This is a genomic window from Paenarthrobacter ilicis (assembly GCF_016907545.1).
Taxonomy (GTDB): Bacteria; Actinomycetota; Actinomycetes; order Actinomycetales; family Micrococcaceae; genus Arthrobacter; species Arthrobacter ilicis.
In genome coordinates this window covers 3,475,256-3,496,443 of the sequence record NZ_JAFBCD010000001.1, presented here as the reverse complement: position 1 = coordinate 3,496,443, position 21,188 = coordinate 3,475,256, and the positions used below count along the sequence as shown (strand labels likewise).

Here is a 21,188-nt window from a genome sequence, read left to right as displayed (position 1 = left end):
TTGAGACGGCGTGTCGACGGCGGGTGGTCACCAAAGCAGGTGGCGGAGGCAACCGGGTCAGTGAACCTCAGCGTCCGCCCGCGTGAGCGAGCGGCGTCGCCCGTATTTGAAGTAGAAGAATGCGTAGCACGCCCCCACGAACGGAACGCCGAACAGGAGTGCCGCCACCTGGTTGGGATCAAAGGCGATGCCAATCAGGGACACCAGGCACAGCGCAAACGCCAGGATGGGAACCAGTGGGAAGAGCGGTGCCTTGTAGGGGAGGGTGGAGAGATCGCCGCCGTTCCTCACGAAGGTCCGCCGGTAGATGAAGTGTGAAGCGACGATCGACATCCACACCCCAACTGTGGCGAAACCGGCCACCGAAACCAGGACCAGGTACACGGTTGCCGGTGCCACCACACTGCTGATCAGGGATGCCAGCCCACCCACCATGCTCACGCAGAGCGCGATCAACGGGATGCCGCGCTTGGTCAGCTTCTTGAAGGCCTGCGGCGCGTGTCCCTCGTCCGCCAGGGAGAACAGCATGCGCGCGCAGGAGAACAGTCCGCAGTTACCGGCCGAAAGCAGGGCCGTGATGATCACGAAGTTCATGATGTCAGCTGCGTACGGGATGCCGAGCATGGAGAACACCGTGACAAACGGGCTTTCGTCCACACTGACTTGCTCGTAGGGGATGGTGGCGGCGATGACCACAATGGCGCCCACAAAGAAGATCATGAGGCGGATCACCGTGGTCCGCATGGCCTTGGGGATGTTGGTCCCGGGGTTGGCGGTTTCGCCGGCGGCCACACCGATCAGCTCAGAGCCGGAGAAGGCATAGAAGACTGCCAGGCAGGTGACAAAGACGCCGGTAAACCCATGGGGAAACAAGCCGTCCGGCGTCATGAAGTTCTCCCCGAACGAAGGGAAACTGCCCGGTGCCAGGGGGTGGAAGCCGGCAAGTGCCGCGCCGCCCAGAATGATCAGGCCGACGACGGCGGCGACCTTGATGAGCGCGAACCAGAACTCCGATTCGCCAAATACGCGCGATGAGATGGCATTCAGTGTGAACAGGACCGTGGCAAACACAAAACACCAAATCCAGACGTCCACACCCGGGAACCAGCGTTGCATGAGCAGGCCGGCGGCTGTGAATTCGGAACCCAGTGCTACTGCCCAACACAGCCAGTACAGCCACGCCGTAGCGAATCCGGTAGCTGGACCAAGGGTGCGGGCGGCATAGATGTGGAATGCGCCTGAGACGGGGAACGCAACAGCGAGTTCTCCGAGGCAAGCCATGACCAGATAAACAACAACTGCGCCGATGAGGAACGCAAGGACTGCTCCGAGCGGGCCAGCGGTGGCAATGGTGTAACCGGAACTGACGAAAAGGCCTGAACCGATCACGCCACCCATGGCGATCATGACCAGGTGCCGGGCCTCCATGGACCGGCGAAGTCCTTTGTTTGAGGCTTCTGCCTCAAGTGCCGATGCTTCGGCTTTTGTGGGGGAGCTCAGTCCCATATTCCCTCCGGGAAGTTAGCCAGCAAAGTCTGAAGTCATGCCAGTGGACGTGATCCAACTAACACGAGAACAAGGTTCATCACACGGGTGATGTCCAGTTCAAGGAGAGTAAGAAATCGCGGTTGAGCGCAGGGTAAGTACCGGCTGGAGCCTAAGCGTTTCTTATCTATAGGTAACGCAAGCAATTTGATTACTTGCGGCCTGCTATGTTCCTTCCGGAGCGGATTTACTCGATGCCCGCGAAGAGCTGGTTCAACTCGGCCGTCAGCTGCTTCCGGACGGACGGCGTGCCTATTTCCTGGCCGTTGATGTGATTCACGGGTGCTATCAGGCGGATGCTCGAGATGAGCCACACTGCGTCAGCGTCGAACAGGTCCTGCGGAACAAGCGGGCCATAACCAAGTTCCCAACCGGCGGCTTTGGCCGCGGCGAACAGCGCGCCCTGGGATGTGCCGGGAAGAATGCCGCTGTCGTGCTGGGGAGTGATGAGCCGGCGGACGGTCTTTTCCGAGCCGTCGTCCGACTTTTCGAGATGTGCCAGCAGCACTGTTGACGTTGGCCCCTCAAGGACCCTGCCATCGGTGGAGGTGAAGATGGCGTCATCGGCACCCTGTTTGTGGGCGTAGCGCAGCGCGGCCATGTTCACCGCATAGGACAACGTCTTTGCACCCAGGAGCAACCAGGGAGCGCGCTCGCCGGCCTCGGTGTCAAAGCCACGGTCCAGGAGGACGACGTCGATGCCCGTCTCCCGCTGGCGTCGGCTTCCCGCGGGTGATGGCGACGCCTGGACCCAGCACGTGGGGGTGGTTGCCCCTTCAACGCCGCGGGTAACGATCAGCTTGACCACTACCTCGTCCTCTTCGGGCGACGGCGCCGGATGCACCTCACGGAACTCGTTAAGGGCGGTGTCGATTGCCTTCCGCCACACGTCCTGCTCCGGAAGTGCCAAATCCAGGGCTGCTGCGGAACTGCCCAGCCGGTTCAGGTGGGCTTGGACCTTGCGGGGCCGTCCCTGGACAGCCAGCAGTGATTCGAAAACACCATCGCCCCGTGTGGCACCAAGATCGGTGGCCATGAGCTGGGGTTGGCTGGAGTCCGCAACGCGGCCGTTTTCAAAGGCAGGGTCAAGGAAAACCAAGACCGTTGGAGCAGGTGACGTCATGCCCCCAGCTTAGTGCTGGACCGCTGATTCCGGGTTTGCCGGATAGGCTGTGGTCACTGTTGTTCACGGAATGCGGGGTTTGTCGGTGCTCTTTCCTTTCCCTTTTGGCCAGGAATGGACCTGGTGGTTGGGCGTCTGGGCGATCGTGGAAGTCATCATGCGCATCGTGCTGCTGGGAGTCATCCCCGGTAACCGTCGCCCCACCACGGCCATGGCCTGGCTGTTGGCTGTGTTCCTGATCCCGTCTGTGGGCTTTGTGCTGTTCCTCCTCTTCGGCAATTTCAAGTTGTCCCGCCGGCGCAGGGAGCAGCAGGAAGAGGTCAACCGGCGCGTCCGGGCGGTGACCTCCGATCTTTCCGACCCTGTGAGCGTCTATTCCGGCCCGGAGTGGGTGAAATCGGCGGGGGAGTTGAACCATCGGCTGGGTTCCTTGCCTATGGTGGACGGAAACAAGGTTGAGCTGATTCCGGGCTATGAAGAGTCCATCAAGGCCATGGCAGAGGCCGTCCGGGGTGCCAACACCTACGTCAACGCCGAGTTCTACATCATGAGCAGCGACTCTGTTACCAATGAGCTGCTGACGGAGCTGGAAAAGGCGGCTGAGCGTGGAGTTACGGTCAGGTTGCTCTTTGACCACATTGGAACCCTGCGGGTCAAGGGCTACCGACGCCTGATCAGACGGCTCAAGGCAGGCAAAATCCAGTGGAAGCGGATGCTCCCGTTGCTGCCCATCCACGGTCAGTGGCGACGCCCGGACCTCCGGAACCACCGCAAGATCATGGTGATCGACGGCCTGGTGGCTTTCACCGGCTCCCAAAACCTGATTGAACCGTCTTACAACAACCCCAAGCACCACAAGGTAGGACGCAAATGGGTTGAGCTCATGTCCCGGCTTGAAGGTCCCATTGTTGCCACTCTCAACGTGGTGTTTGCAACGGACTGGCTCAGTGAGACGGACGAGTCGCTGGAGGATCAGCTTCGCATTCCCACCCAGCCGACGCCACCAGGCAAGGTCACGGCCCAGGTTGTCCCGAGCGGCCCTGGATTTGCCACCGAGAACAACCTGCGGCTGTTCAACACCCTCATTTACTCGGCACAGCACAGAATTTCCATCTGCAGCCCGTACTTCGTACCGGACGACTCACTCCTGTATGCCATCACAACGGCAGCCCAGCGCGGCGTGGACGTGGAGCTTTTCGTCTCCGAAAAGGGTGACCAGTTTTTGGTGCACCATGCTCAGCGCTCCTACTACGAGGCACTCCTGGAGGCTGGGGTCCGGATCTACCTCTACCGGGCACCGTACGTCCTCCATGCAAAGCACTTCACCATTGATGACGAAGTGGCGGTTCTTGGCTCCAGCAACATGGACATGCGCTCCTTCTCCCTGAACATGGAGGTTTCGGTGATGCTGCTGGGTGCCGAAACCGTGAACCTCATGCGGGCCGTGGAGTCCACGTACCGCGAGGTGTCCCGTGAGCTTATGTTGGAGGACTGGACGGACAGACCCCCCTTGGCCAAGTATGTGGATAACGTGGCCAGATTGACCGCAACGCTCCAGTAACCCTCAACAGGGCTTACTCGGGGAATGCCGATCCCAGTGTGGACAGGACGCCAAAGGCCTTGGTCCGGATTTCGTCGTATTCGTCATCTGCGGTGGAGTCGGCTGTGATCGCGCCGCCCACGCCCAGACTCAATACCTTGCCACCACCATCGGCGGGGCTCACCACCAGCGTCCGGATCACCACGGCAAGATCCGTGGCGGCGTTCAGTGAGAAGTAGCCGATGGCGCCGGAGTAGAGGCCCCGGGGCCCAGCCTCAAGCTGGTCCAGGATGCCCATGGTGCTGATTCTTGGCGCACCGGTCATGGAACCGGCAGGAAAAGCGACGGCCACTGCCTCGGCCCTCGGCGCTCCCGGGATCAACTGCGCGTCAATGGTGCTGACCATTTGGTGGACCGTTGCGTAACTCTCAATGGCACAGAGCCGACTGACTGTCAGGGATCCAGGGACGGCGAAATGGCTCAGATCGTTGCGCAAAAGGTCCACGATCATGATGTTCTCGGCGCGGTCCTTCAGGGACGTCTCCAGATCGTGCCTGAGCGTCAGGTCCTCGTCCGGATCAGCAGCCCGGCGGCGGGTGCCCTTGATGGGCTCGGCGCGCATACCGCCGTCGGACGCTATTCTGAGGAACCGTTCCGGCGAGGTGCTTGCGGCAACCAAGGGGCCGAATCGCAGAAAGCTGGCGAACGGAGCCGGGTTCCGGCGTCGAAGTTCCAGGTAGGTGGCCCAAGGGTCCAGGCGGTCGGCGGGGGCCTGGAGCATGGTGGTCAGGCAGACTTCGTAACTGTTGCCCTGGCTGATCTGGTGTTGGGATTCGGCGATCTTGCGCTTGTAATCCGTTGCGGAATCGCGGCTGGTGAAGCCAGGGCCCGGCAACGGCTGTCGGCCGTCGTGGCCTGGATCGACGGCGGTGCCGACGGCGGTGCGCGCCTCCTGCAGCCAGGCGTCGGCGTCGGGGGCTTCCAAGGCCAGGAGCCACACCGCCTTTTGGTGATGGTCCAGCACCACCGCGCGGCCCGCGAAGAGCAAGGCTGCGTCCGGTGTGGGGGCCTGAACGTCGCTGCCGCCGGTTTCACGTTTGAGTTCGTACCCCAGGAAGCCCAGCCAGCCCAGGGTGAACTGGCATTCGTAGCCCTGGGGAGCCCGGACGGCCCGCCGGCCCCACGCGGAATCGAGCCACCGGAAGAACGGCCCGGGGATGCTTGCGGTGGCCGTCCCGACCGTGACCCCAGTGGAGCCGGAACTGTGGGTCGCCACCTGGCCGTACGTGCCGCCGTCGTCGGCCATGATACTGAAACGGCTCCGCTCTGCTGCCTGGGCCGATCCCATGACGGCCGCCGCGTTGGAGGAATCGAGCCACACCGCGTTGCTGGACGTGCCGTACAGCGATTCGAAGAGCGTCGGAGCATCGGGGGTGGCCTCGAGTCGTTCCGCACGCAGTTGCACGCCGCGGCGGTCGCTGAGTTCGGGAGCCAGGACCGCCGTCAACGCAGGCAGGTACTTGAGTGCTTGCAGGACGTGATCCGGGGCGTTTCCGTCGGCACGGTTCAGCACCCGGACGTCGGCCGCGGACGCCACCGGATCCTCCGCCAGCCACGCATCTTCCTGCGCCGCCCAACTGTCCCAGTAGGGTTCGTAGGTGCTGCCGTCGCGCATTAAGGCTCGACGACGGCGATCGTCGCCGGAAGCCTCCACCCACACCACGGCGTCGAGCATGGGCCGCGCAGCTTCAGCGGCCGCTCCCACGCCCTCAACGATGACAATTTCGGCGGGCAGCGTGACCCGGGACCCGCCGTCGTAGTGTTTTTCCCAATCCCAGCTGGTCCACTCGGCGGCTTGGCCTGCGCTCAAGGGCTTGAGGACCGTGGCGACGTACCGTTCAATGCCGGGCATGAGCCCGTTCCATCCGGGATAGATGTCCTCAAGATGAAACAGGGAAACCCTGTGGTGCTGCCGCAGCCTGGCTGCCAGCTCAACGGCCAGAGTGGTTTTTCCTGCACCGGACCTGCCGTCAACAGCGATGATCACGGGTGCAGGGTTCATGTCATAGAGGTTACCTGCTGGGGCTGGGGGGTTTCGGTTTCGTCAGCGTCGCGGATCGCCGTTTTCACGGACTCCACGATTCCCGGAATGGCGGCATGGATCAAGGTCCAGGTGGCATCAAAGTCTGCGTGGCCGCCGTACCATGGATCTTCAATACCCAGGTCCAGTGAGCTGCGGCCTGCCGTGCCGGGATCGAAGCTGCGCAGCATCCTGACCTTTTCCAGGGCCCTGGAGTCGGGAGCGTTCTCTTGCAACCAGCCAAAGTGGTCAACATCCAACGCCAGGATCAGGTCCCTCCCGGCGAACCATTCCCTGCGCCACTGACGGGCGACATGGTCCTCGGAGGGTATGTGTTTGGCGGTCAGAACGCGCGCGGCCCGGGGATCTATGGGCCGTCCCACCTCATACCCGGTGGTACCCGCCGAATCCACCACCACGACGTCGCTGAGCCCTTCCGCTGCGAAGGCTTCGGTGAGCATGAGGGCTGCCATGGGGGAGCGGCAGATGTTTCCTGTGCAGACCGTAATAATGCGGTATGGGCTCGACGTTGAGTACATGAGGCAAGCATGGTTGATGGCACCCCCTCTTGGCTAGGGGCTACTTCACAGCCGAGTCACTTTAGGTGTCAAACCTGTCACAAAGGCGCTGTTTGTGCCGCTTCGGCGGCCAGCGCTGCGGCCATCAGGTGGACGGTGCGTACGACGGCGGCGCGCCGCCTTTCGGTGCGGCCCGGGTTGTCGCCGGCCATCAGCCCGTCCAGGGCCGGCAGTACGGGAGCGGAATCGCACAAGCTGACGATGGTGATGAGGAGATCGCCCGCATCCTCCCGCGAGATGCCGGGGAGGGCTGCGATGGTGCTGTTGACCTTTGATGCACAGTTGGCCATCCGCTTGGGCAGTCCAACAACATCGGTCCCGCGTTCCAACCCCTCCCAGAACAGCAGCCGGGGAGCAGTGGCATCCACTTGGTGGTGATCGAACAGGCGGCCGGCGTAGTCAGCCATGGCTTCCGGGCCCGAGCCCTCGATTGGCACCTCGTCCATGAGGTTGCTCAGCGCCGTGACAATGACGGTGTCAAACAGGGCGTTCTTGTTGCCGAAGTACTGGTAGATGCGCTCTTTGTTGACGCCTGCCTCAGCTGCGATGCGGTCTATGCGGGCGCCTGCCAGGCCGCGGGTGCAGAACTCAGCGGTGGCTGCTTCCAAGAGCAATCCTTTGGTGCGTTCCGTATCCCATGCCATGCGGTCATATTAGCATTTCCCAACCATCTGGTTGTAATTTTCCGGCGAGTGGGGTTATGGTGAATCCAGTCAATTGCAACTATCTGGTTGGAGAAACATCATGGCCACTCCTGAAACGGCCCCGCCCGCCCTCGCCGAGCCAGCTGCGCCCATGCCCCCGAAAGCCCCCTCGGTCCACATGCGCGCCCTGATCACATGGCTGGCGATCTTCCCGCTGGTTTCCATCGGCATGATGCTGCTGGGGCCCCTGATGGAGCCATTGCACCCGGTCCTCCGCGCCTTGATGCTGACGGCTTTGGTCGTCCCCGCAGCGGTGTATGTTGTGGTTCCGCGCCTCATGGCCGGGCACGGTGCCATCAGCCGGAAGGCAGCAGAACGGTCCAGCCAACGCGCTGCCCGTCGGTCCGCCTAAGGAGTTTGGAGCGGGCTCTATCGCCTGAAAGACCTCGTCTCGACGGTTCATCGCCAGCCGCAGGGCCTCGAGGATCATCAACTCTTCCCTCATGTGCCGCTCATGCTCGCTCATTCCGAGATTGTTGCATGGCAGGGGTGATGGTGCCTGCACTACCCCGTGACCAGCGAAGCTAAGCTGGCCGGGTGGGCACGGAGGTTGGAAAGAGCAACGACAAGTACGAATGGCAGGCCTGGCCAGCCGATTCGCTGGAGGGTATGCCTCCGAAGCGGCGGCGACTCGTTGTATGGGGACTGTGGTTGTTCATGTTGCTGAGCATTGTGCTGAGCAGTGTTCTGGAGGCCGCCGATGTGCCGGAACCGGGACGTTCGTTAGTGGTTCTGGTCGGTGTCGCCGCCTTCTTCGGTCCGCTCCTGCGGGGGGCAATAATGGAGACCCGCCAGCTGCGCACCGAGGGCATCATCCTGCCGGCTATTTCAGTGACCCGTAAAGTGCTTGTTTCGGCGGCCGTCATGACGACAGTTCTTTGGATCTTTTTCGTCATCCTTGGAGCTATCGGCAGACCCATGAATCCAGTGGTGCCCCTGGTAGGAACGTTGTGGTTGGCATTCCAGTTGCTCCAGCGAAGGTCTGCATGAAATAAAGGCGACTGGAGAAAATCAGGTCTCGTGACGGTGCCACGGTTGCCGCACTTGAGTAACGCGGCCTTTCCGCCAAAAATACGTTCTTCCCTGATAGAGCCCAACTCTCATTATTGTGGGCACATGGGGCCTACGTATGTGCGCGACGTGAAACTGCTCATCAAACCCGTTTTTGAATCGATGTTGAGCGAAGCTGAGCTCCGCACGCTGACGTGGCGCGTCGAGCGGATAGCTGACTATCCCGCCGGGGCTGACCTGCCCGGCGACGCCCTCGTCCGCTCCAACGAAGAGTGGGTCCGGTGGGAGGTGCGCGGGGAATCCGGTGGGACCGGCAGCCTTCGCCTGGAGGAGGGCCCCGACGCCCTTGTCCGGTTCGTGCAGAGCGAATTTCAAGATTTCATCGCTGAGAGTCGATTCGGGTGGGGTGAACTTCGCGCGTTTCGCGCATAGGGTTGTGGTTGCCTGGGATGGACCCGTGGCCAGTTTTTGGGGGACTTGTGCGGAACACGGCTTTACGACGGCGGTACCACCGTCTGCTTTCGGCTGCGGCGGTGGTGGTACTCGCCGCAGCCTCGGCTGGCGGGCTTGCCGGGTGCCGCGTCGTGAAGCGACCCGCCCCGCCATACCCGGCGGTGGAGTGGCAGGGCGGCGCTCCCACGGGGCCACTGGAGGCCGATCCTTGGATACAGGCCACAAGAAAGTTCCTTGAGGCAGAAGCAGTCGCCCGCAATCTCAATGATTTTTCGATTCCAGAACTGGTCAAGACGGCCAGTCTGGATGTTCGAAGCCGCGCAGCCAGGCCCGCATTCAACGACGTCAAGCAGAAACGGCGGCCGGATATTTTCCCTGGGCCGACACCTTTCATGCCCCTGTCCGTGGCGCCCAATTTCAGGGGCAGCCCCGACCGCGCCGCTGTCAGGGGATGCAAGGCAACACGTTGGTCCTCGGAAGAGGGGGGAGTGCCTGCCAAGGTGAAGGGCTACGGCGTTGAGTACCGGATGGAGCGCCTGCCTGACGGAACCATGAGGGTAGAGTCCACGGCGGGAGTTCCGAGCCTGAAATGCTCTGGCGTAACGCTCCCTGTGGCCTTGTTTGTCCCAGCGCCCGAGCCCTCCGACGTCACGGACGTCAAGGACATCGTTATTGCTGAACGCAGCGAACTCGATCCTGCCGGCAAGTAATTGAAGTGCCCACGCCGGCTGATTGCCGCGTGCAGTTCCTAGGTGGTGGCCGAGGGCAGCGTGATCCTCATGCTGGTGCCGGTGGGCCCTGTAAAAGCGACGTCCGCGGAGCCGCCAGCAGCGATGGCGATCTCGCGAACCAAGGATAAACCGATGCCGAAGCTCTGAGGTTGTTGGCTTGTGCGTGGGTGGTTTGTTCTGGCAAAGCGGTCAAAGATGCGGTCCGGCTCGATGCCAATGATGCCCCCGCCGGTGTCAGTCACTGTGATCACTGCATGGTTTTCCGCCGTGCTGGTGGCGACGATGATGCGGCCCCCACGCGGTGTGTGGGCCAGTGCGTTCTCGGCCAAGGCGAGGACAGCACGGTGTAGTCTCTGGGGGTCAATGAGCGAGCGGGTTTTCGCGTTGCTGATGCACTCCAGTGCTATGCCCTGTTCGTTCGCCAAAGGACCAAGACTTTCCACGACGGCTTGCACCACTTCGTCGATGTTGGCAGGTGCAGCGATTGGTTCGAGGGCTGGCCTGGTGGCTTCCTCCAGGAGCCCGTTGACGATCCCGGAAAGAGCGGCCGTGTCCTGTCGGATTTGTGCAAGAACATGCCCTGAAGGTGAATCTGAAGGCGTGTTCCGTTGGGCCAGTTGAATTCTGGCGTCCAGTATTGCCAAGGGCGTACGCATTTGATGGCTTGCGTCCTGGACAAAACGTCGCTGCAGATCCAAAGCCTCGCTGAGGGGGCGGATGGCGCTGCGGGCGCTGACCCACCCGACGCCTCCGGCCAGCAGGATCCCGGCCAACCCCGCGATCAGCATGGCCTTGATCAGGTCTTTGGTGTCCAAGTAAGCGTAGAGACCGCCAGGCTCGGTTGGTTCAGGTTTGCCAGCCTGGCCCAGAAGGTAGATGGTTGCTCCAGCCAGTAGGCATAAGACCAGCAGGGCACACGCGGCGCTGATTCTCAACGCGATCTTCTGCGAGGCCCTGCGCAGGGTCGCGTTGTCCCGTTCGCTGACCACAGGGGACTCAGTCATGGGCTTCGCCTATCTGGTATCCAATACCGTGGACGGTCCGGACAAGCGACCGCGTGGTTTTCCGGCGGAGGTGGTGGACATGGATGTCAATGACACCAGGCAGTTCGCCTTGACTGTTGGTGGCAACAAGGAGTTCATCCCTGGTGAACACCCGGCCAGGCTCCCCGGCCAAGACCCTCAGCAACTCCGCTTCCGCGCCGGTCAAAGAGGCATGGAAACCGTGAAGGGAGTTCATGGACCTGTTGGCCGGGTCAAGTTCCCAGTCGCCGACAGTGAGGATTCCCGGGTTTTGGGTATAGCTGCGCGTCAAAGCCCTCAGCCGTGCCGCCAACTCCATGGCGTCGAAGGGTTTGGTCATGTAGTCGTTCGCTCCGGCGTCGAGGCCCCGAACTTTTTCGTCGACCGCGCCCAGAGCAGTGAGGATGAGAATCGGCGTTGTGATGCTTTTGGTGCGAAGAGTCGTGATGAGCTCGATCCCGTCCATGTCTGGGAGGCCGCGGTCAATCACCAGGACGTCCCAGTTCGTTGAGAGTGCTTGCTGTAAGCCTTCCCGGCCTCGGCTGACCAAGTGCACCGTGAAGTCGGGCTCAAGGAGTTCAGAGATCAATGGACCTAGGGCAGGGTCGTCTTCGACGAGAAGAACGGACGGTTTGGCGTCATTGGTCACAGAATCTATTCTTGCTTGGCAGAGGCCCCGGCAGGGTGTGAGCGCCGGCGTTTCAAGTATTCGATGCCCCACGGCAGGATCGAAATGAGGACCATGGCCACGGCTATGACATCGATGTTCTTTGCGACAATTTCGAAATGTCCGAGCCACGAGCCAAGGAGCGTTACGGAGCTTGCCCACAGGATTGCTCCTGCGATGTTCCAGAGGGCAAACGACTTGTAGTGATATCTCGCTATTCCGGCGCTGAGGGGAGCGAATGTGCGGACTACCGGTACGAATCGGGCCAAAATCAGGGCTGGTCCACCTCGGCGTCGGAAGAAGTCCTCGGCCTTTACCAAGTGTGCGGTCTTGAGAACCCGTGCGTCATCAGAGAACCAGCGGCGTCCGAAGCGACGTCCCAGTAGAAATCCCACTTGGTCACCCGCAATGGCGGCGATGGACACCACTGTTATGAGCGCCGGCAGCGTCAGATTGAGTTGTTGGTGGAGGAGCCCAGCCGTGAACAACAGGGAATCACCAGGCAGGAAGGGGAATAAGACCCCCGACTCGATGAAAATCATCAAGGCCACCACACCCAGGGTCGCCGGGCCCAATCCTTGGAGCAGGGTGGCCGGATCAAGTGCTTCCATTACGGCTTCCTTCGTTCGTGGAGGTGTCGGTAGGCGGGACGGGCGTGCAGCTTGGCGAAGAGCGCTGGCGCGTGGCGGTTCCACATTCCGGCCATGATCAGGATTGCAGCGATGCTGGCTGGAAATGAAGCGACGACGTCCAGTGGGTAATGCGCGCCGATGTAAACCCGGGACCAGCCGACCACCACAGCCACCACGGCGCCTGTCCACAATGCCGGTTTCGCCCATTTGGTGCCCCGCAGGGTAAAGAACACCGCCAAAGCCAGGGCAACTGCCAACGCTGTATGACCACTGGGAAAGCTGTTGGATGCCGGTTCGGGAACCAACGGGTCGAACAGCATGGCCGGGTCCGGGCGGATCCGTCCGATGACCAGCTTGAATACTTGGCAGGTCAGCCATCCCGACGCCACAGTGAGGGCGAAGAGCGCAGCCTTCTGTAGGGATCGTTGCGCCAGCAAGAGGTACAGGCTCGCTGTGATCGTGATGAGGCCACCAACCACCGGGCCGAATATCACGTTCAATGCCAGTGCGAGCGCGGTCAGAACCGGGAGGTGGTTCCGGCTGAGCAGCTCATCCATGGTCAACTCAGATGACGTGATGCCAGGGTCCAGTCGGATCGTCATTCCAGCTAAAATGACCACCGCTGCAAGTACCAGACCCAGCAAGAGCCAGTGACTGGGCAACGGCAACAGCCGTGGAGCTTGCTGGTAAGGCATGGACATCGAAGACACAATGACCCCTCTGGAGAACGAATCGTTTCTTCGATTCTGGGGCCCTGGCTTTAAGAACTCGTAAAGAAAAACGGGGACCTTGGAGCTCCCCCAGGACACGCCCAGTGGAAGCCATGAAGGCTCTCAAGCCGGGTCGGTCTCCATGCAAAGAAGGCGTGGCCGGTCTTCCCAGGATGGGACAGGAATGAATCCACGCTTCGCATACATTCGTATGGGATCGTCACGCCAATCCCACACCGTCAGACGGATGGGAAGGTCCTTCTCCTGCATGGCGGCATCCATTAAGGCAGAGCCCACCCGGTGTCCCCGCGCATCGGGTTCAACCCAAAAACGCTTGATTTCACGGGTTGCGGCTGTCTTCTGCACCACCACTACTCCGGCTGGCGCGTGCCCGAGCTCAGCGATGTACACCGCCGCGTTCCGGTATGCCACCTCTGGAGCATCGATTTCGTCGCGATAACGATCGGGGAGGACCGTGTCATCGAAAGTGCCACCCAAGTGGGCGGCTTTCTCGCGTTCCGTCTCCATGAGATAAGCCTCGACCAGCCGACTCACAGTCCGCGCGTCCGGCCCACTCAGATCCGCCGATCGAACGGTGCGCACTCCTGACCCGGTTTCCATGGCTTCATTCTGTCAAAGGCCGAGGGCCCTTAGGAGCGTTCAATGGGTAGCCATAGTTCGCAGCTCGCTTCCGTGAAGTCAGCCGTGCGATCCAGAACCGCCACTATCGAGGGACCAGGGCGCAGCCGCCAGGGATTGGAGGGAAACCAATCGTTAGCAGTTGCGGCCCAAGTGGATTGCAGGACCGCCGGATAAGCCCCCTCAGCGTGGAACAAAGCCCACGTGCCTGCGGGTACCTCGATCACGTCAAGGCCCTCGGGCACCGGTGCGGTTTCAGCGATAGCGACGCCGTGAAGGTAGGTAAGCTCGCTGCCCTCTTCATAGTCGGGGTCGACGTCGGCGCTCACCTGGAGCAGGCCCCGGGGGTCAGTGCCGCTCAGGCCTTTCAGCCGGGCGTGTTCCTCCAAGGGCAGAGAGGCGATGTGCGCCTGGATATGGGGGTTGTTGCCGCGGTGAATAAGGGGCACACGGGCAGAATGGCCGATAAGCCGGAATGCCGGCCGATCCACGATGCGGGTCTTCATGGTTGCGTTCCCTTCAACGGTCAGGTGGAACCTGAGCTGCGGTTGTGTATGAAGGGGGCCGCCATTCCGGCGAATATCGCCAGCGTTGACGCCGTGCACTGAACGGAATGCCCGGTTGAATGCCTCGGCAGAGCCATAGCCGTAGCGCACCGAGATGGCCAGCAGCCCGTCTTCTCCCAGAATGTCGGTCGCGGCGACAGTCATGCGGCGTCGTCGGACGTATTCGGAGAGGGGCATACCGGCCAATGATGAAAACATCCGACGCAGGTGGTATTCCGACATGCCCAGACTGACCGCCAAACGATCAATGTCGATTTCCTCAGCAAGGTGGCCCTCGATGTAATCGACCAGTTGGTTCAGTGCTTGGATCACGGTTCTCCCTTCGATTTCAAGTCTGCCCGCCTGATTCTTCCGGAACCCTGCAATTGCGGTCCGAAATTGTCGGTGCTCATCTTTGGTCCAAGGCCGGGGCGTGGCGTGGAACAAGGAAGACACCTTCAACGCGCGCCACTCGATCCCGGTCACGGACCTGCCCGCGTGGATCGAAGAGAACCTGGCAACAGAGGCAGCTTAAAGAAGTGAAGCCAGCGGCCCGCCGGAGGGCGGGCCGCTGGCTTAACTCATCTCAGGTGAATCAGCCGAGGTCTGCCTGCTTCCGCAGCTGGTCAACCTCAGCGGCGGCCGGGTAAGCGGCCTGGGTGCCCTTCTTGGTGGCAGCCAGTGCGGCGGCCACGGATGCGAAGGCTGCTGCATCGGCCAGTGAATCGCCTGCGGCCAACCGAGCGGCGACTCCGCCGGTGAAGGCGTCCCCGGCGCCGGTGGTGTCTACGGCGGTGACGCGGGTGGGCTCAATCCGGGTGATCTGATCTTCGCCGCCGGCCAACGAATCCAGGACCACGGATCCTTGGGCGCCCAGTGTCACCAGGACGCGCTGCATCCCGCGATCAGCGAACAGGCTCCGGACAGGCTCCCACGCTTCGGCCTCAGCGTCGGCGCCGGGGATCCCGGCTTCCGTCCCCAGGAACAGCGAGGCTTCGTGGGCGTTCACCAGCAGGACGTCACTCAACCCCACCAGCTCCTCCGGCACCTCAGCGTACGGCGAGAGGTTGAGCAGAACTGTTGCGCCGGCGTCGTGCCCGGCTTGGGCCGCCGCCACAACGGTGTCCGTGCCAACCTCCAGGCAGAGGCAGACGACGGCGGCGTCCCCAAAGACGTCTGCGCCCTCCACATCTGCGGGCGCCAGTGTGCCGTTGGCACCTGCGGAGATGATGATGCTGTTTTCGCCGCTGCTGTCCACCGAAATCACGGCCACCCCGGTGGCGACGTCGGACCGGCGGACGCGGGACACATCCACGCCGGCGCCGGCTGTGGAGTCCAGGAGCATGGTGCCGTTGGAGTCCTCGCCCACCGCGCCGATCAGGCTGACACTGCCGCCCAGCTTGCTCGCAGCCACTGCCTGGTTGGCGCTTTTGCCGCCGGGATTGACGGCGAATCCGTTCCCGTGAACGGTCTCACCGGGGTTGGGAAGCCGGTCCGTGTAGATGGTCAGGTCCGCGTTAAGGGAGCCGACGACGACGATTCCTGCCTTGGATGCGTTGGCTGTGGTGCTCATGCGGTGACCTCTTCCTCCGAGGAAACCTCGGCTTCAACGGGCTTGGGGATGAGCAGCGATGCTGCGAAGGCCGCAAGGGTGATGGCAAGTCCCACCACAACGACGGTCAGGTAGGACGCCTTGGCGTCGCCCAGGGAGGCCGTGGCCACCAGGACGGCCGGGAGGACCAGGAAGCTCAGCCCGGCGCCCAGGTTGAAGGCGCCGGCGTTCATGCCGGGAAGGAATCCGGGGTTTCCCTTGGGGGAGAGCACCACGCCGAGTCCATTGAGCATGATGTTGACCGTACCGGCGTACATGATGCCCAACAAGGCGGTTCCAACAATCATCATGGGCAGGCTGCTGAGGCCGAAGAACGCGATGATGGCCAGGGCAACAACACTTCCGATCATGCCGATCCGCAGGACCTTGGTGTACCCCAATACGGGAGCCAGGCGGCCGCTGATGGGACCGAAGACCCAGCCCAGCAGGGCATACGGTGTGAGGATGATCAGGGACATCTCTGTGGGACCAACCCCGAAACCGGGCTCAGCGGCCTGCACATAAGCAGGAACGATTCCGTTGATCACAGCGAAAATGCCGGTCATGGTGAGTGTGGTGGTCAGCAGGGGCGCCCACGTGGAGCGCTGGCGCAGGTGCACGGTTTCCACCATGGGCTGCTTGGCCCGCTTTTCAACGGTCCAGAACGCGTAGAACGCGACGGCGGCAATCACCGTGAGGACGATCGCGAGGGTCAGGGTGCCGGAGTCGAAAGCGGAAGCAAGCTTGGCGCCCTCGTTCAATGCAGTCAGCAGGGCGCCCACGGCAATCACGATGCAGAACACGCCCAGCCAGTCCATGGTGGTGCCCGCGGCGGGCTTGCTCTCACCGGCAAGGACGGCGATCAGGACAGTCGCGGCCAGGGCCAGGGCCACCATGAGCCAGAAGATGCTGCGGAAGCCGAAGGTCTCGGCGAAGTAGCCACCAACAAAGGAGTCAACACCAGCCACGCCACCGTTGACTGCGGTGATGAGGCCCATCAGGGTCCCGTACTTGCGCGGGTTGCTGACAGCGGAGCGGAGCATGATCAGGCACAAGGGAACCGTGGGACCGCTGACGCCCTGGATGATGCGGCCAACGAACAGCCACGTGACGTCCGGGGCCAGCGCGGCGATGACGGAACCCACGGCCATGAGGAGCATCATGCCCACAAGGATCTTCTTGCGTCCCACGATGTCGCTGAGCCGGGGCAGGAAGAGGGAGAACAATGCTGCGGCGGTGAAGAACCAGGTCTGCGAAAGCCCGATGGTGGCTTGGTCGGTCTGGAGTTCGTTGCCCATGGTGACCAGCGCGGGGCTGAGCATGGAGGCATTGAGCTGGAAAGCGACACAGGCGGCCAGCAGGGCCACCATCAGCGCGGTGACGTTGCCGCGGGTGGACTTGGTGGTGGAGAGGGTGGACATTACTTTGCCTCTCCTGCCAGAACGGTGCCAGCAGCCATGCCGGCGTCAGCGCCGCCGTCGAGCGTTGGCTCGCCAATCCTGACAATCGCGTCGGTGACCAAATCCCAGAACTTCTTGTGGTCCAGGTCCACGGCCACGGAAGTGTGGCAGTCCTCCGGTGCCGGAGCGCGGAAATCAGCCACTGTCATGCCAAGCGTGAGCTTGCCCTGGAGTTCGATGTCCACGGGGACCTTGCGGGTGGTCATGACGGAGGGGTCGATCACGTAGGCCACGGCGCAGGGATCGTGGACGGGCGGGAAGTCGAAGCCTTGGGCGTCCTTGTACGTCTTCTGGAAGAAGTCCATGAGTTCCATGACGAACTTGGCCGGCTTGGTGCCGATTTCGGCTATTTTCCGGACGACTTCATCCGTGGCCAGCGCCTGGTGCGTGAGGTCCAGTCCCACCATCACCACGGGCCACTTTTCGTTGAAGACGATGTGTGCAGCTTCGGGGTCGATGATGATGTTGAACTCCGCCACGGCGCTCCAGTTGCCCACGTGGTAGCCGCCGCCCATGAGGACAAGTTCCTTGACACGCTCAACGATGCGTGGCTCCTTGCGGGCTGCCATGGCGATGTTGGTCAGGCCGGCGGTGGGAACCAAGGTGACGGTGCCCGGCTCATGCGCCATGACGGTGTCAATGATGAGGTCGACGGCGTGGCGCGGGTCCAGTTCGATGGCGGACTCGGGCTGCTCGGGGCCATCCATGCCGGAATCGCCGTGGATGGCGGGTGCGGTTTCGATGGTGCGGACCAAGGGACGGTCGCAGCCGGCGGCGAAGGGAACGCCGGTGATGCCCGCGATGGTGGCCACTGAAAGGGCGTTGCGGGTGACTTTTTCGAGGGTCTGGTTGCCCACCACGGTGGTGACCGCCAGCAGCTCGATATCAGGGTTGCCGTGTGCCAGCAGCATCGCCACGGCGTCGTCATGGCCGGGATCGCAATCGAGAATGATCTTCTTGGGTGCCGGCGTCATGGTGTTGGGGTCCACGTTTTTCTCCACGTCATTGGGGCCTGCCTGGAACTTTCCCGGGGCAGGGCAGTAAGCATTCAGGGAGATTCTGGCACTGCTTTGTGCGGTACGTCAAGCGCTTAACGTTGCTGCGGGGAATGCGGAAACGGGGAAGCGTCAAGCGCTTGATGTCTTGCCGCAGGTCAGAGCGGCGTGCGACCGCTACGATCGATGCATGGAATCCCTGGAACGTCGCCAAGGCCACCCGCCCCGCTCATCCCGAGTGACGGCTGCGATGGTGGCCGCCCGTGCAGGTGTTTCCACGGCCACCGTGTCCCTGGTGGCCAACGGGAAAACCCAGGGCCGCGTTTCCGAGGACAACATCTCACGCGTCCGCACGGCGATCGCGGAGCTTGGCTATGTTGTGGACAGCATCGGAAGCTCACTGGCGCGGGGCGTCAGCTCCATCGTCATCCTGGTGACACCGGACGTGTCCAACCCGTTCTTTGCCAACGTGATTGCAGGGGTGCGTGAGTCCCTGGGTGCCCGGTACCAACTTTTGCTCTCCGTGACCGACGCCGGTGAATCACCGCAGGCCGACGACGTCCGCAAGCTCCTGGCCCTCCGCCCCGCCGGCTTGCTGGTTGGTGCCCCCAGCGCGGAATTCCTGGAAGACCTTTCCGCGGCCGGACCGCTGGTGCTGTTGGATGCGCCGGGCCTGGAGTCCTATGCGCCCTCCGTGAACCTCGATGTTGCCCAGGGCGCCCGCGAGCTTGCCCGGCACTTGGCGTCATCCGGCCATACGCGGGCCGCCTATGTGGACGGCATCACGGGCACGGCCACGTTCCAACTACGGCGTGAAGCTTTCCTGGCCGAGGCCGCTTCATGTGGCCTGTCGGTGGCTGACGGGCACGTGGTCAGCACCGCGATCGACGTCGGCGCTGCCGCAGCCGCCTTTGCCCAAGCCTGGCCGGAGTGGCACCGCCAGGGGGTCACCGCCGTCGTCTGCGGTACCGATACGCACGCCTACGGCGTGCTGCAGGAAGCGCGGGTGGAGGGCGTACGGATTCCTGAGGAATTGGCGGTGGCGGGCTTCGACGATCTGCCGTATTCGGCTACCAGCAACCCAAGCCTCACCAGCGTGCATCTTCCTGCCACACCGCTGGGGAGGAAAGCGGGGGAGCAACTGCGGGGTCTCATGGAGGGCCGTCGGCTTGAAGAACCGCACGTGACCTTGGAAAGCTCGCTGGTGGTGCGGGGATCTACCGCCTGAACAGGCTCAACTGCCTGATTAGTGGATGACCGCCAGCAGGATGCCCACCAACACGAAGAGGCAGCCGAAAATCCGGTTGAGGATGATTTGGCCGCGGCGATCGTGGGTGAAGCGTTGGAACGTCCGTGCCGCCATGGCAAAGAAGAACCACATGACCATGATGTCAATGGCAATCACCGTGGCGGCAAGCACCACATACTGCTGAAGCAGGGGTTCGTTTGGCCTGATGAACTGGGGCATGAACGCCAGGAAGAAGACAATTGCCTTCGGGTTCAGCAGGTTCACCCAAATCCCGCGCTGGAACATGGAGAGGGCGGACTCGTTCTTTTTGTCCTCGACCTTTTCCTCGTCCAGATCCGGCTTGTGCAGGAACTGCCGGATGCCCAGGTAGACCAAGTAGGCCGCGCCGGCGTAGCGGATGACGTTGAAGATCACCGGGGAGTTGGACACCAGGACGCCAACTCCCAAGGCCACAACCAGGATGTGGATCACCAGGGCAACCTGCTGTCCGAGAATGCCCCAGATGGAGCGTCGGAAGCCGGAATTGAGTGAGTTGCTCATGGTGAAGATGGCGCCGGCGCCGGGAGTGAAGCTGATGAGGGTACCGGCACCAACAAGGGCCAGCCACAAAGAAAATTGCACACCCCAGCTTAAGCCGTGGAAGTGGGTCCACCGGACGCGTCCCGCCACCACCCACATTGGCGGCGGCAACCAGGGAATCCACCCGAAAAAGGTTGATTCCAGCGCAACCGCTGCTCAAAGTGGGTGGTTAAGGTACAGCCAGGGCCGCGCCGAATAGGGCAAACTGGTCCCGTGAGCGGAATCCCGTGGGTGCTGCACGTTGACCTTGACCAATTCATCGCTGCGGTGGAGGTCCTCAGGCGGCCCGAACTCGCCGGAAAACCGATCATTGTTGGCGGCAGGGGAGACCCCACGGAACGCGCTGTGGTGTCCACGGCGTCCTATGAGGCACGGGCCTTCGGGGTGGGATCCGGTATGCCGCTGCGGATAGCGGCCAGGAAAGTTCCGGATGCCATCATCCTGCCCGTGGACAAGGATGCTTATCTTGAAGCGTCGGACCAGGTGATGGCAACGCTGCGGGAGCAGCCCGGCGCCACAGTGCAGGTCCTGGGCTGGGACGAGGCCTTTGTTGGCGTGGAAACCACGGATCCGGAAGCTTATGCACGGAAGATCCAGCAAGCCGTGCTGGAGCACACCCAACTGCACTGCAGCGTGGGCGTCGGAGACACTTTGGTCCGAGCCAAAAATGCCACGGATTTCGGCAAACCGGCGGGAATTTTCCGGCTGACCAAGGACAACTGGCTGGACGTCATGGGAGCCAAGCCCACCAAGGAGCTGTGGGGTATTGGACCCAAGATCTCGGCCCGGCTGGGCAAGCATGGGATCACCACTGTCAGTGAACTCGCAGCGGCGGACCCCCAATCCCTGGTTCCGGAGTTCGGTCCAAAAATGGGGCCTTGGTACGCACAGCTGGGCCGCGGTGAAGGTGCCACGGAGGTGGACGATACCCCGTGGGTGGCCCGTGCCCACGGCCGCGAGACCACGTTTCAGGAGGACCTGACAGAGCCGGCGCAAGTGGAAGAGGCCATCAAGGAGCTGACTGCCAGGGTCCTTGAAGATGTGGCAGCCGAGGAGCGTCCCGTGATTGGTTTGACCCTCAAAGTCCGCTACAAGCCGTTCTTCACCAAGACCTACGCCAGGAAGATTCCGGAGACCGGCAGCGGCGATGAGGTCCTTGCGCGGGCCTTGGAACTGATGGAGAAAATCGAACCGGACCGGCCCATCCGACTTTTGGGACTGCGGGCGGAAATGGCCATGCCGGACGAGGCCCGCAAAGGCCATACGCCAACCCGCAGCGGCTGGTGACGCCGTCGAACGTTCACTAACGGTACATGCACGCACGACGGCGGCCA

22 protein-coding genes are annotated in these 21,188 nt (G+C 62.3%); 7 read left to right on the top strand and 15 right to left on the bottom strand.

Annotation, left to right across the window (positions count from 1 at the left end):
* Positions 1-57 precede the first annotated feature (57 nt).
* Together JOE60_RS15965 and JOE60_RS15960 are read right to left on the bottom strand one after the other, a co-directional pair.
* Positions 58-1,506, bottom strand: a complete 1,449-nt coding sequence (locus JOE60_RS15965) for an amino acid permease (protein WP_167267572.1) — start codon at positions 1,504-1,506, stop codon at positions 58-60.
* A gap of 226 nt (positions 1,507-1,732) precedes the next feature.
* Positions 1,733-2,668, bottom strand: a complete 936-nt coding sequence (locus JOE60_RS15960; protein WP_167267570.1) for an aminodeoxychorismate lyase — start codon at positions 2,666-2,668, stop codon at positions 1,733-1,735.
* An 85-nt stretch (positions 2,669-2,753) separates the two neighbouring features.
* Here JOE60_RS15960 and cls point away from each other — a divergent pair, with 85 nt between their 5' ends.
* Entirely contained in the window at positions 2,754-4,229 is a 1,476-nt protein-coding gene (cls, locus tag JOE60_RS15955) for a cardiolipin synthase (RefSeq protein WP_167267772.1), read from the top strand.
* 13 nt (positions 4,230-4,242) lie between these two features.
* Here cls and JOE60_RS15950 read toward each other — a convergent pair whose 3' ends face one another.
* The 3 genes from JOE60_RS15950 to JOE60_RS15940 all read right to left on the bottom strand — a co-directional run bounded on the left by JOE60_RS15950 (position 4,243) and on the right by JOE60_RS15940 (position 7,510).
* Complete coding sequence (locus JOE60_RS15950; protein WP_167267567.1) at positions 4,243-6,270, bottom strand: chorismate-binding protein; 2,028 nt, start codon at positions 6,268-6,270, stop codon at positions 4,243-4,245.
* On the bottom strand, positions 6,267-6,827 hold the full coding sequence (locus JOE60_RS15945) for a low molecular weight protein-tyrosine-phosphatase (RefSeq protein WP_167267565.1): 561 nt from the start codon (positions 6,825-6,827) through the stop codon (positions 6,267-6,269). Before JOE60_RS15945 ends, JOE60_RS15950 begins: the two co-directional genes overlap by 4 nt.
* A 77-nt stretch (positions 6,828-6,904) precedes the next feature.
* Positions 6,905-7,510 carry a TetR/AcrR family transcriptional regulator gene (locus tag JOE60_RS15940; RefSeq protein ID WP_167267562.1) on the bottom strand — a complete coding sequence of 202 codons (606 nt, stop codon included), beginning with the start codon at positions 7,508-7,510 and terminating at the stop codon, positions 6,905-6,907.
* Between the two features lie 100 nt (positions 7,511-7,610).
* Here JOE60_RS15940 and JOE60_RS15935 point away from each other — a divergent pair, with 100 nt between their 5' ends.
* From JOE60_RS15935 to JOE60_RS15920, 4 genes are all read left to right on the top strand, one after another.
* Positions 7,611-7,922: a putative antibiotic biosynthesis monooxygenase gene (locus tag JOE60_RS15935; protein WP_167267560.1), complete on the top strand. Its 312-nt coding sequence runs from the start codon at positions 7,611-7,613 to the stop codon at positions 7,920-7,922.
* 305 nt (positions 7,923-8,227) lie between these two features.
* The gene (locus JOE60_RS15930) at positions 8,228-8,560 is read left to right on the top strand and encodes a hypothetical protein (RefSeq protein ID WP_167267557.1); all 333 of its coding nucleotides are present in this window, start codon (positions 8,228-8,230) and stop codon (positions 8,558-8,560) included.
* 126 nt (positions 8,561-8,686) lie between these two features.
* The gene (locus JOE60_RS15925; RefSeq protein WP_167267555.1) at positions 8,687-9,013 is read left to right on the top strand and encodes a hypothetical protein; all 327 of its coding nucleotides are present in this window, start codon (positions 8,687-8,689) and stop codon (positions 9,011-9,013) included.
* Between the two features lie 101 nt (positions 9,014-9,114).
* Positions 9,115-9,744 carry a hypothetical protein gene (locus tag JOE60_RS15920; RefSeq protein WP_338112575.1) on the top strand — a complete coding sequence of 210 codons (630 nt, stop codon included), beginning with the start codon at positions 9,115-9,117 and terminating at the stop codon, positions 9,742-9,744.
* Between the two features lie 38 nt (positions 9,745-9,782).
* Here JOE60_RS15920 and JOE60_RS15915 read toward each other — a convergent pair whose 3' ends face one another.
* From JOE60_RS15915 to uriH, 9 genes are all read right to left on the bottom strand, one after another.
* The gene (locus JOE60_RS15915) at positions 9,783-10,769 is read right to left on the bottom strand and encodes a sensor histidine kinase (protein WP_167267553.1); all 987 of its coding nucleotides are present in this window, start codon (positions 10,767-10,769) and stop codon (positions 9,783-9,785) included.
* A complete protein-coding gene (locus JOE60_RS18545; protein ID WP_167267550.1) occupies positions 10,762-11,436 on the bottom strand; it encodes a response regulator transcription factor in 675 nt (224 codons plus the stop codon). Before JOE60_RS18545 ends, JOE60_RS15915 begins: the two co-directional genes overlap by 8 nt.
* A 5-nt stretch (positions 11,437-11,441) precedes the next feature.
* Complete coding sequence (locus JOE60_RS15905) at positions 11,442-12,065, bottom strand: DedA family protein (RefSeq protein ID WP_167267548.1); 624 nt, start codon at positions 12,063-12,065, stop codon at positions 11,442-11,444.
* The gene (locus JOE60_RS15900) at positions 12,065-12,688 is read right to left on the bottom strand and encodes a phosphatase PAP2 family protein (RefSeq protein WP_239528889.1); all 624 of its coding nucleotides are present in this window, start codon (positions 12,686-12,688) and stop codon (positions 12,065-12,067) included. Before JOE60_RS15900 ends, JOE60_RS15905 begins: the two co-directional genes overlap by 1 nt.
* Before the next feature lie 231 nt (positions 12,689-12,919).
* Positions 12,920-13,324 (bottom strand): GNAT family N-acetyltransferase, encoded by a 405-nt coding sequence (locus tag JOE60_RS15895; RefSeq protein WP_167267546.1) that lies wholly within the window; start codon positions 13,322-13,324, stop codon positions 12,920-12,922.
* 122 nt (positions 13,325-13,446) lie between these two features.
* Positions 13,447-14,313, bottom strand: coding sequence for a GyrI-like domain-containing protein (locus JOE60_RS15890; protein WP_167267543.1), 867 nt, complete (start codon positions 14,311-14,313; stop codon positions 13,447-13,449).
* Between the two features lie 262 nt (positions 14,314-14,575).
* Positions 14,576-15,553 carry a ribokinase gene (locus JOE60_RS15885; protein WP_167267541.1) on the bottom strand — a complete coding sequence of 326 codons (978 nt, stop codon included), beginning with the start codon at positions 15,551-15,553 and terminating at the stop codon, positions 14,576-14,578.
* Positions 15,550-16,992: a uridine transporter UriT gene (gene uriT / locus JOE60_RS15880; protein ID WP_167267539.1), complete on the bottom strand. Its 1,443-nt coding sequence runs from the start codon at positions 16,990-16,992 to the stop codon at positions 15,550-15,552. Before uriT ends, JOE60_RS15885 begins: the two co-directional genes overlap by 4 nt.
* On the bottom strand, positions 16,992-18,005 hold the full coding sequence (uriH, locus tag JOE60_RS15875; protein WP_167267766.1) for a uridine-preferring nucleoside hydrolase UriH: 1,014 nt from the start codon (positions 18,003-18,005) through the stop codon (positions 16,992-16,994). The genes uriT and uriH overlap by 1 nt, the downstream gene beginning before the upstream one ends.
* A 211-nt stretch (positions 18,006-18,216) precedes the next feature.
* Here uriH and JOE60_RS15870 point away from each other — a divergent pair, with 211 nt between their 5' ends.
* Positions 18,217-19,254 (top strand): LacI family DNA-binding transcriptional regulator, encoded by a 1,038-nt coding sequence (locus JOE60_RS15870; protein ID WP_167267537.1) that lies wholly within the window; start codon positions 18,217-18,219, stop codon positions 19,252-19,254.
* 18 nt (positions 19,255-19,272) lie between these two features.
* On the opposite strand, the gene JOE60_RS15865 is transcribed toward JOE60_RS15870, so the two are convergent.
* Positions 19,273-19,896: a LysE family transporter gene (locus JOE60_RS15865; RefSeq protein WP_167267535.1), complete on the bottom strand. Its 624-nt coding sequence runs from the start codon at positions 19,894-19,896 to the stop codon at positions 19,273-19,275.
* A gap of 171 nt (positions 19,897-20,067) precedes the next feature.
* Here JOE60_RS15865 and JOE60_RS15860 point away from each other — a divergent pair, with 171 nt between their 5' ends.
* A complete protein-coding gene (locus JOE60_RS15860; RefSeq protein WP_455650726.1) occupies positions 20,068-21,141 on the top strand; it encodes a DNA polymerase IV in 1,074 nt (357 codons plus the stop codon).
* Positions 21,142-21,188: the final 47 nt, after the last annotated feature.

What these genes read in the sequence shown, in the direction of transcription:
- JOE60_RS15945 (WP_167267565.1), bottom strand. Translation starts at nt 6,827, where the DNA reads ATGTACTCAACGTCGAGCCCATACCGCATTATTACGGTCTGCACAGGA.
- JOE60_RS15930 (WP_167267557.1), top strand. Translation starts at nt 8,228, where the DNA reads ATGTTGCTGAGCATTGTGCTGAGCAGTGTTCTGGAGGCCGCCGATGTG.
- JOE60_RS15900 (WP_239528889.1), bottom strand. Translation starts at nt 12,688, where the DNA reads ATGACGATCCGACTGGACCCTGGCATCACGTCATCTGAGTTGACCATG.
- JOE60_RS15960 (WP_167267570.1), bottom strand. Translation starts at nt 2,668, where the DNA reads ATGACGTCACCTGCTCCAACGGTCTTGGTTTTCCTTGACCCTGCCTTT.
- uriT (WP_167267539.1), bottom strand. Translation starts at nt 16,992, where the DNA reads ATGTCCACCCTCTCCACCACCAAGTCCACCCGCGGCAACGTCACCGCG.
- uriH (WP_167267766.1), bottom strand. Translation starts at nt 18,005, where the DNA reads ATGACGCCGGCACCCAAGAAGATCATTCTCGATTGCGATCCCGGCCAT.
- JOE60_RS15885 (WP_167267541.1), bottom strand. Translation starts at nt 15,553, where the DNA reads ATGAGCACCACAGCCAACGCATCCAAGGCAGGAATCGTCGTCGTCGGC.
- JOE60_RS15950 (WP_167267567.1), bottom strand. Translation starts at nt 6,270, where the DNA reads ATGAACCCTGCACCCGTGATCATCGCTGTTGACGGCAGGTCCGGTGCA.
- JOE60_RS15925 (WP_167267555.1), top strand. Translation starts at nt 8,687, where the DNA reads ATGGGGCCTACGTATGTGCGCGACGTGAAACTGCTCATCAAACCCGTT.
- JOE60_RS15870 (WP_167267537.1), top strand. Translation starts at nt 18,217, where the DNA reads ATGGAATCCCTGGAACGTCGCCAAGGCCACCCGCCCCGCTCATCCCGA.
- JOE60_RS15905 (WP_167267548.1), bottom strand. Translation starts at nt 12,065, where the DNA reads ATGGAAGCACTTGATCCGGCCACCCTGCTCCAAGGATTGGGCCCGGCG.
- JOE60_RS15940 (WP_167267562.1), bottom strand. Translation starts at nt 7,510, where the DNA reads ATGGCATGGGATACGGAACGCACCAAAGGATTGCTCTTGGAAGCAGCC.
- JOE60_RS15895 (WP_167267546.1), bottom strand. Translation starts at nt 13,324, where the DNA reads ATGGAGACGGAACGCGAGAAAGCCGCCCACTTGGGTGGCACTTTCGAT.
- JOE60_RS15965 (WP_167267572.1), bottom strand. Translation starts at nt 1,506, where the DNA reads ATGGGACTGAGCTCCCCCACAAAAGCCGAAGCATCGGCACTTGAGGCA.
- JOE60_RS15915 (WP_167267553.1), bottom strand. Translation starts at nt 10,769, where the DNA reads ATGACTGAGTCCCCTGTGGTCAGCGAACGGGACAACGCGACCCTGCGC.
- JOE60_RS15935 (WP_167267560.1), top strand. Translation starts at nt 7,611, where the DNA reads ATGGCCACTCCTGAAACGGCCCCGCCCGCCCTCGCCGAGCCAGCTGCG.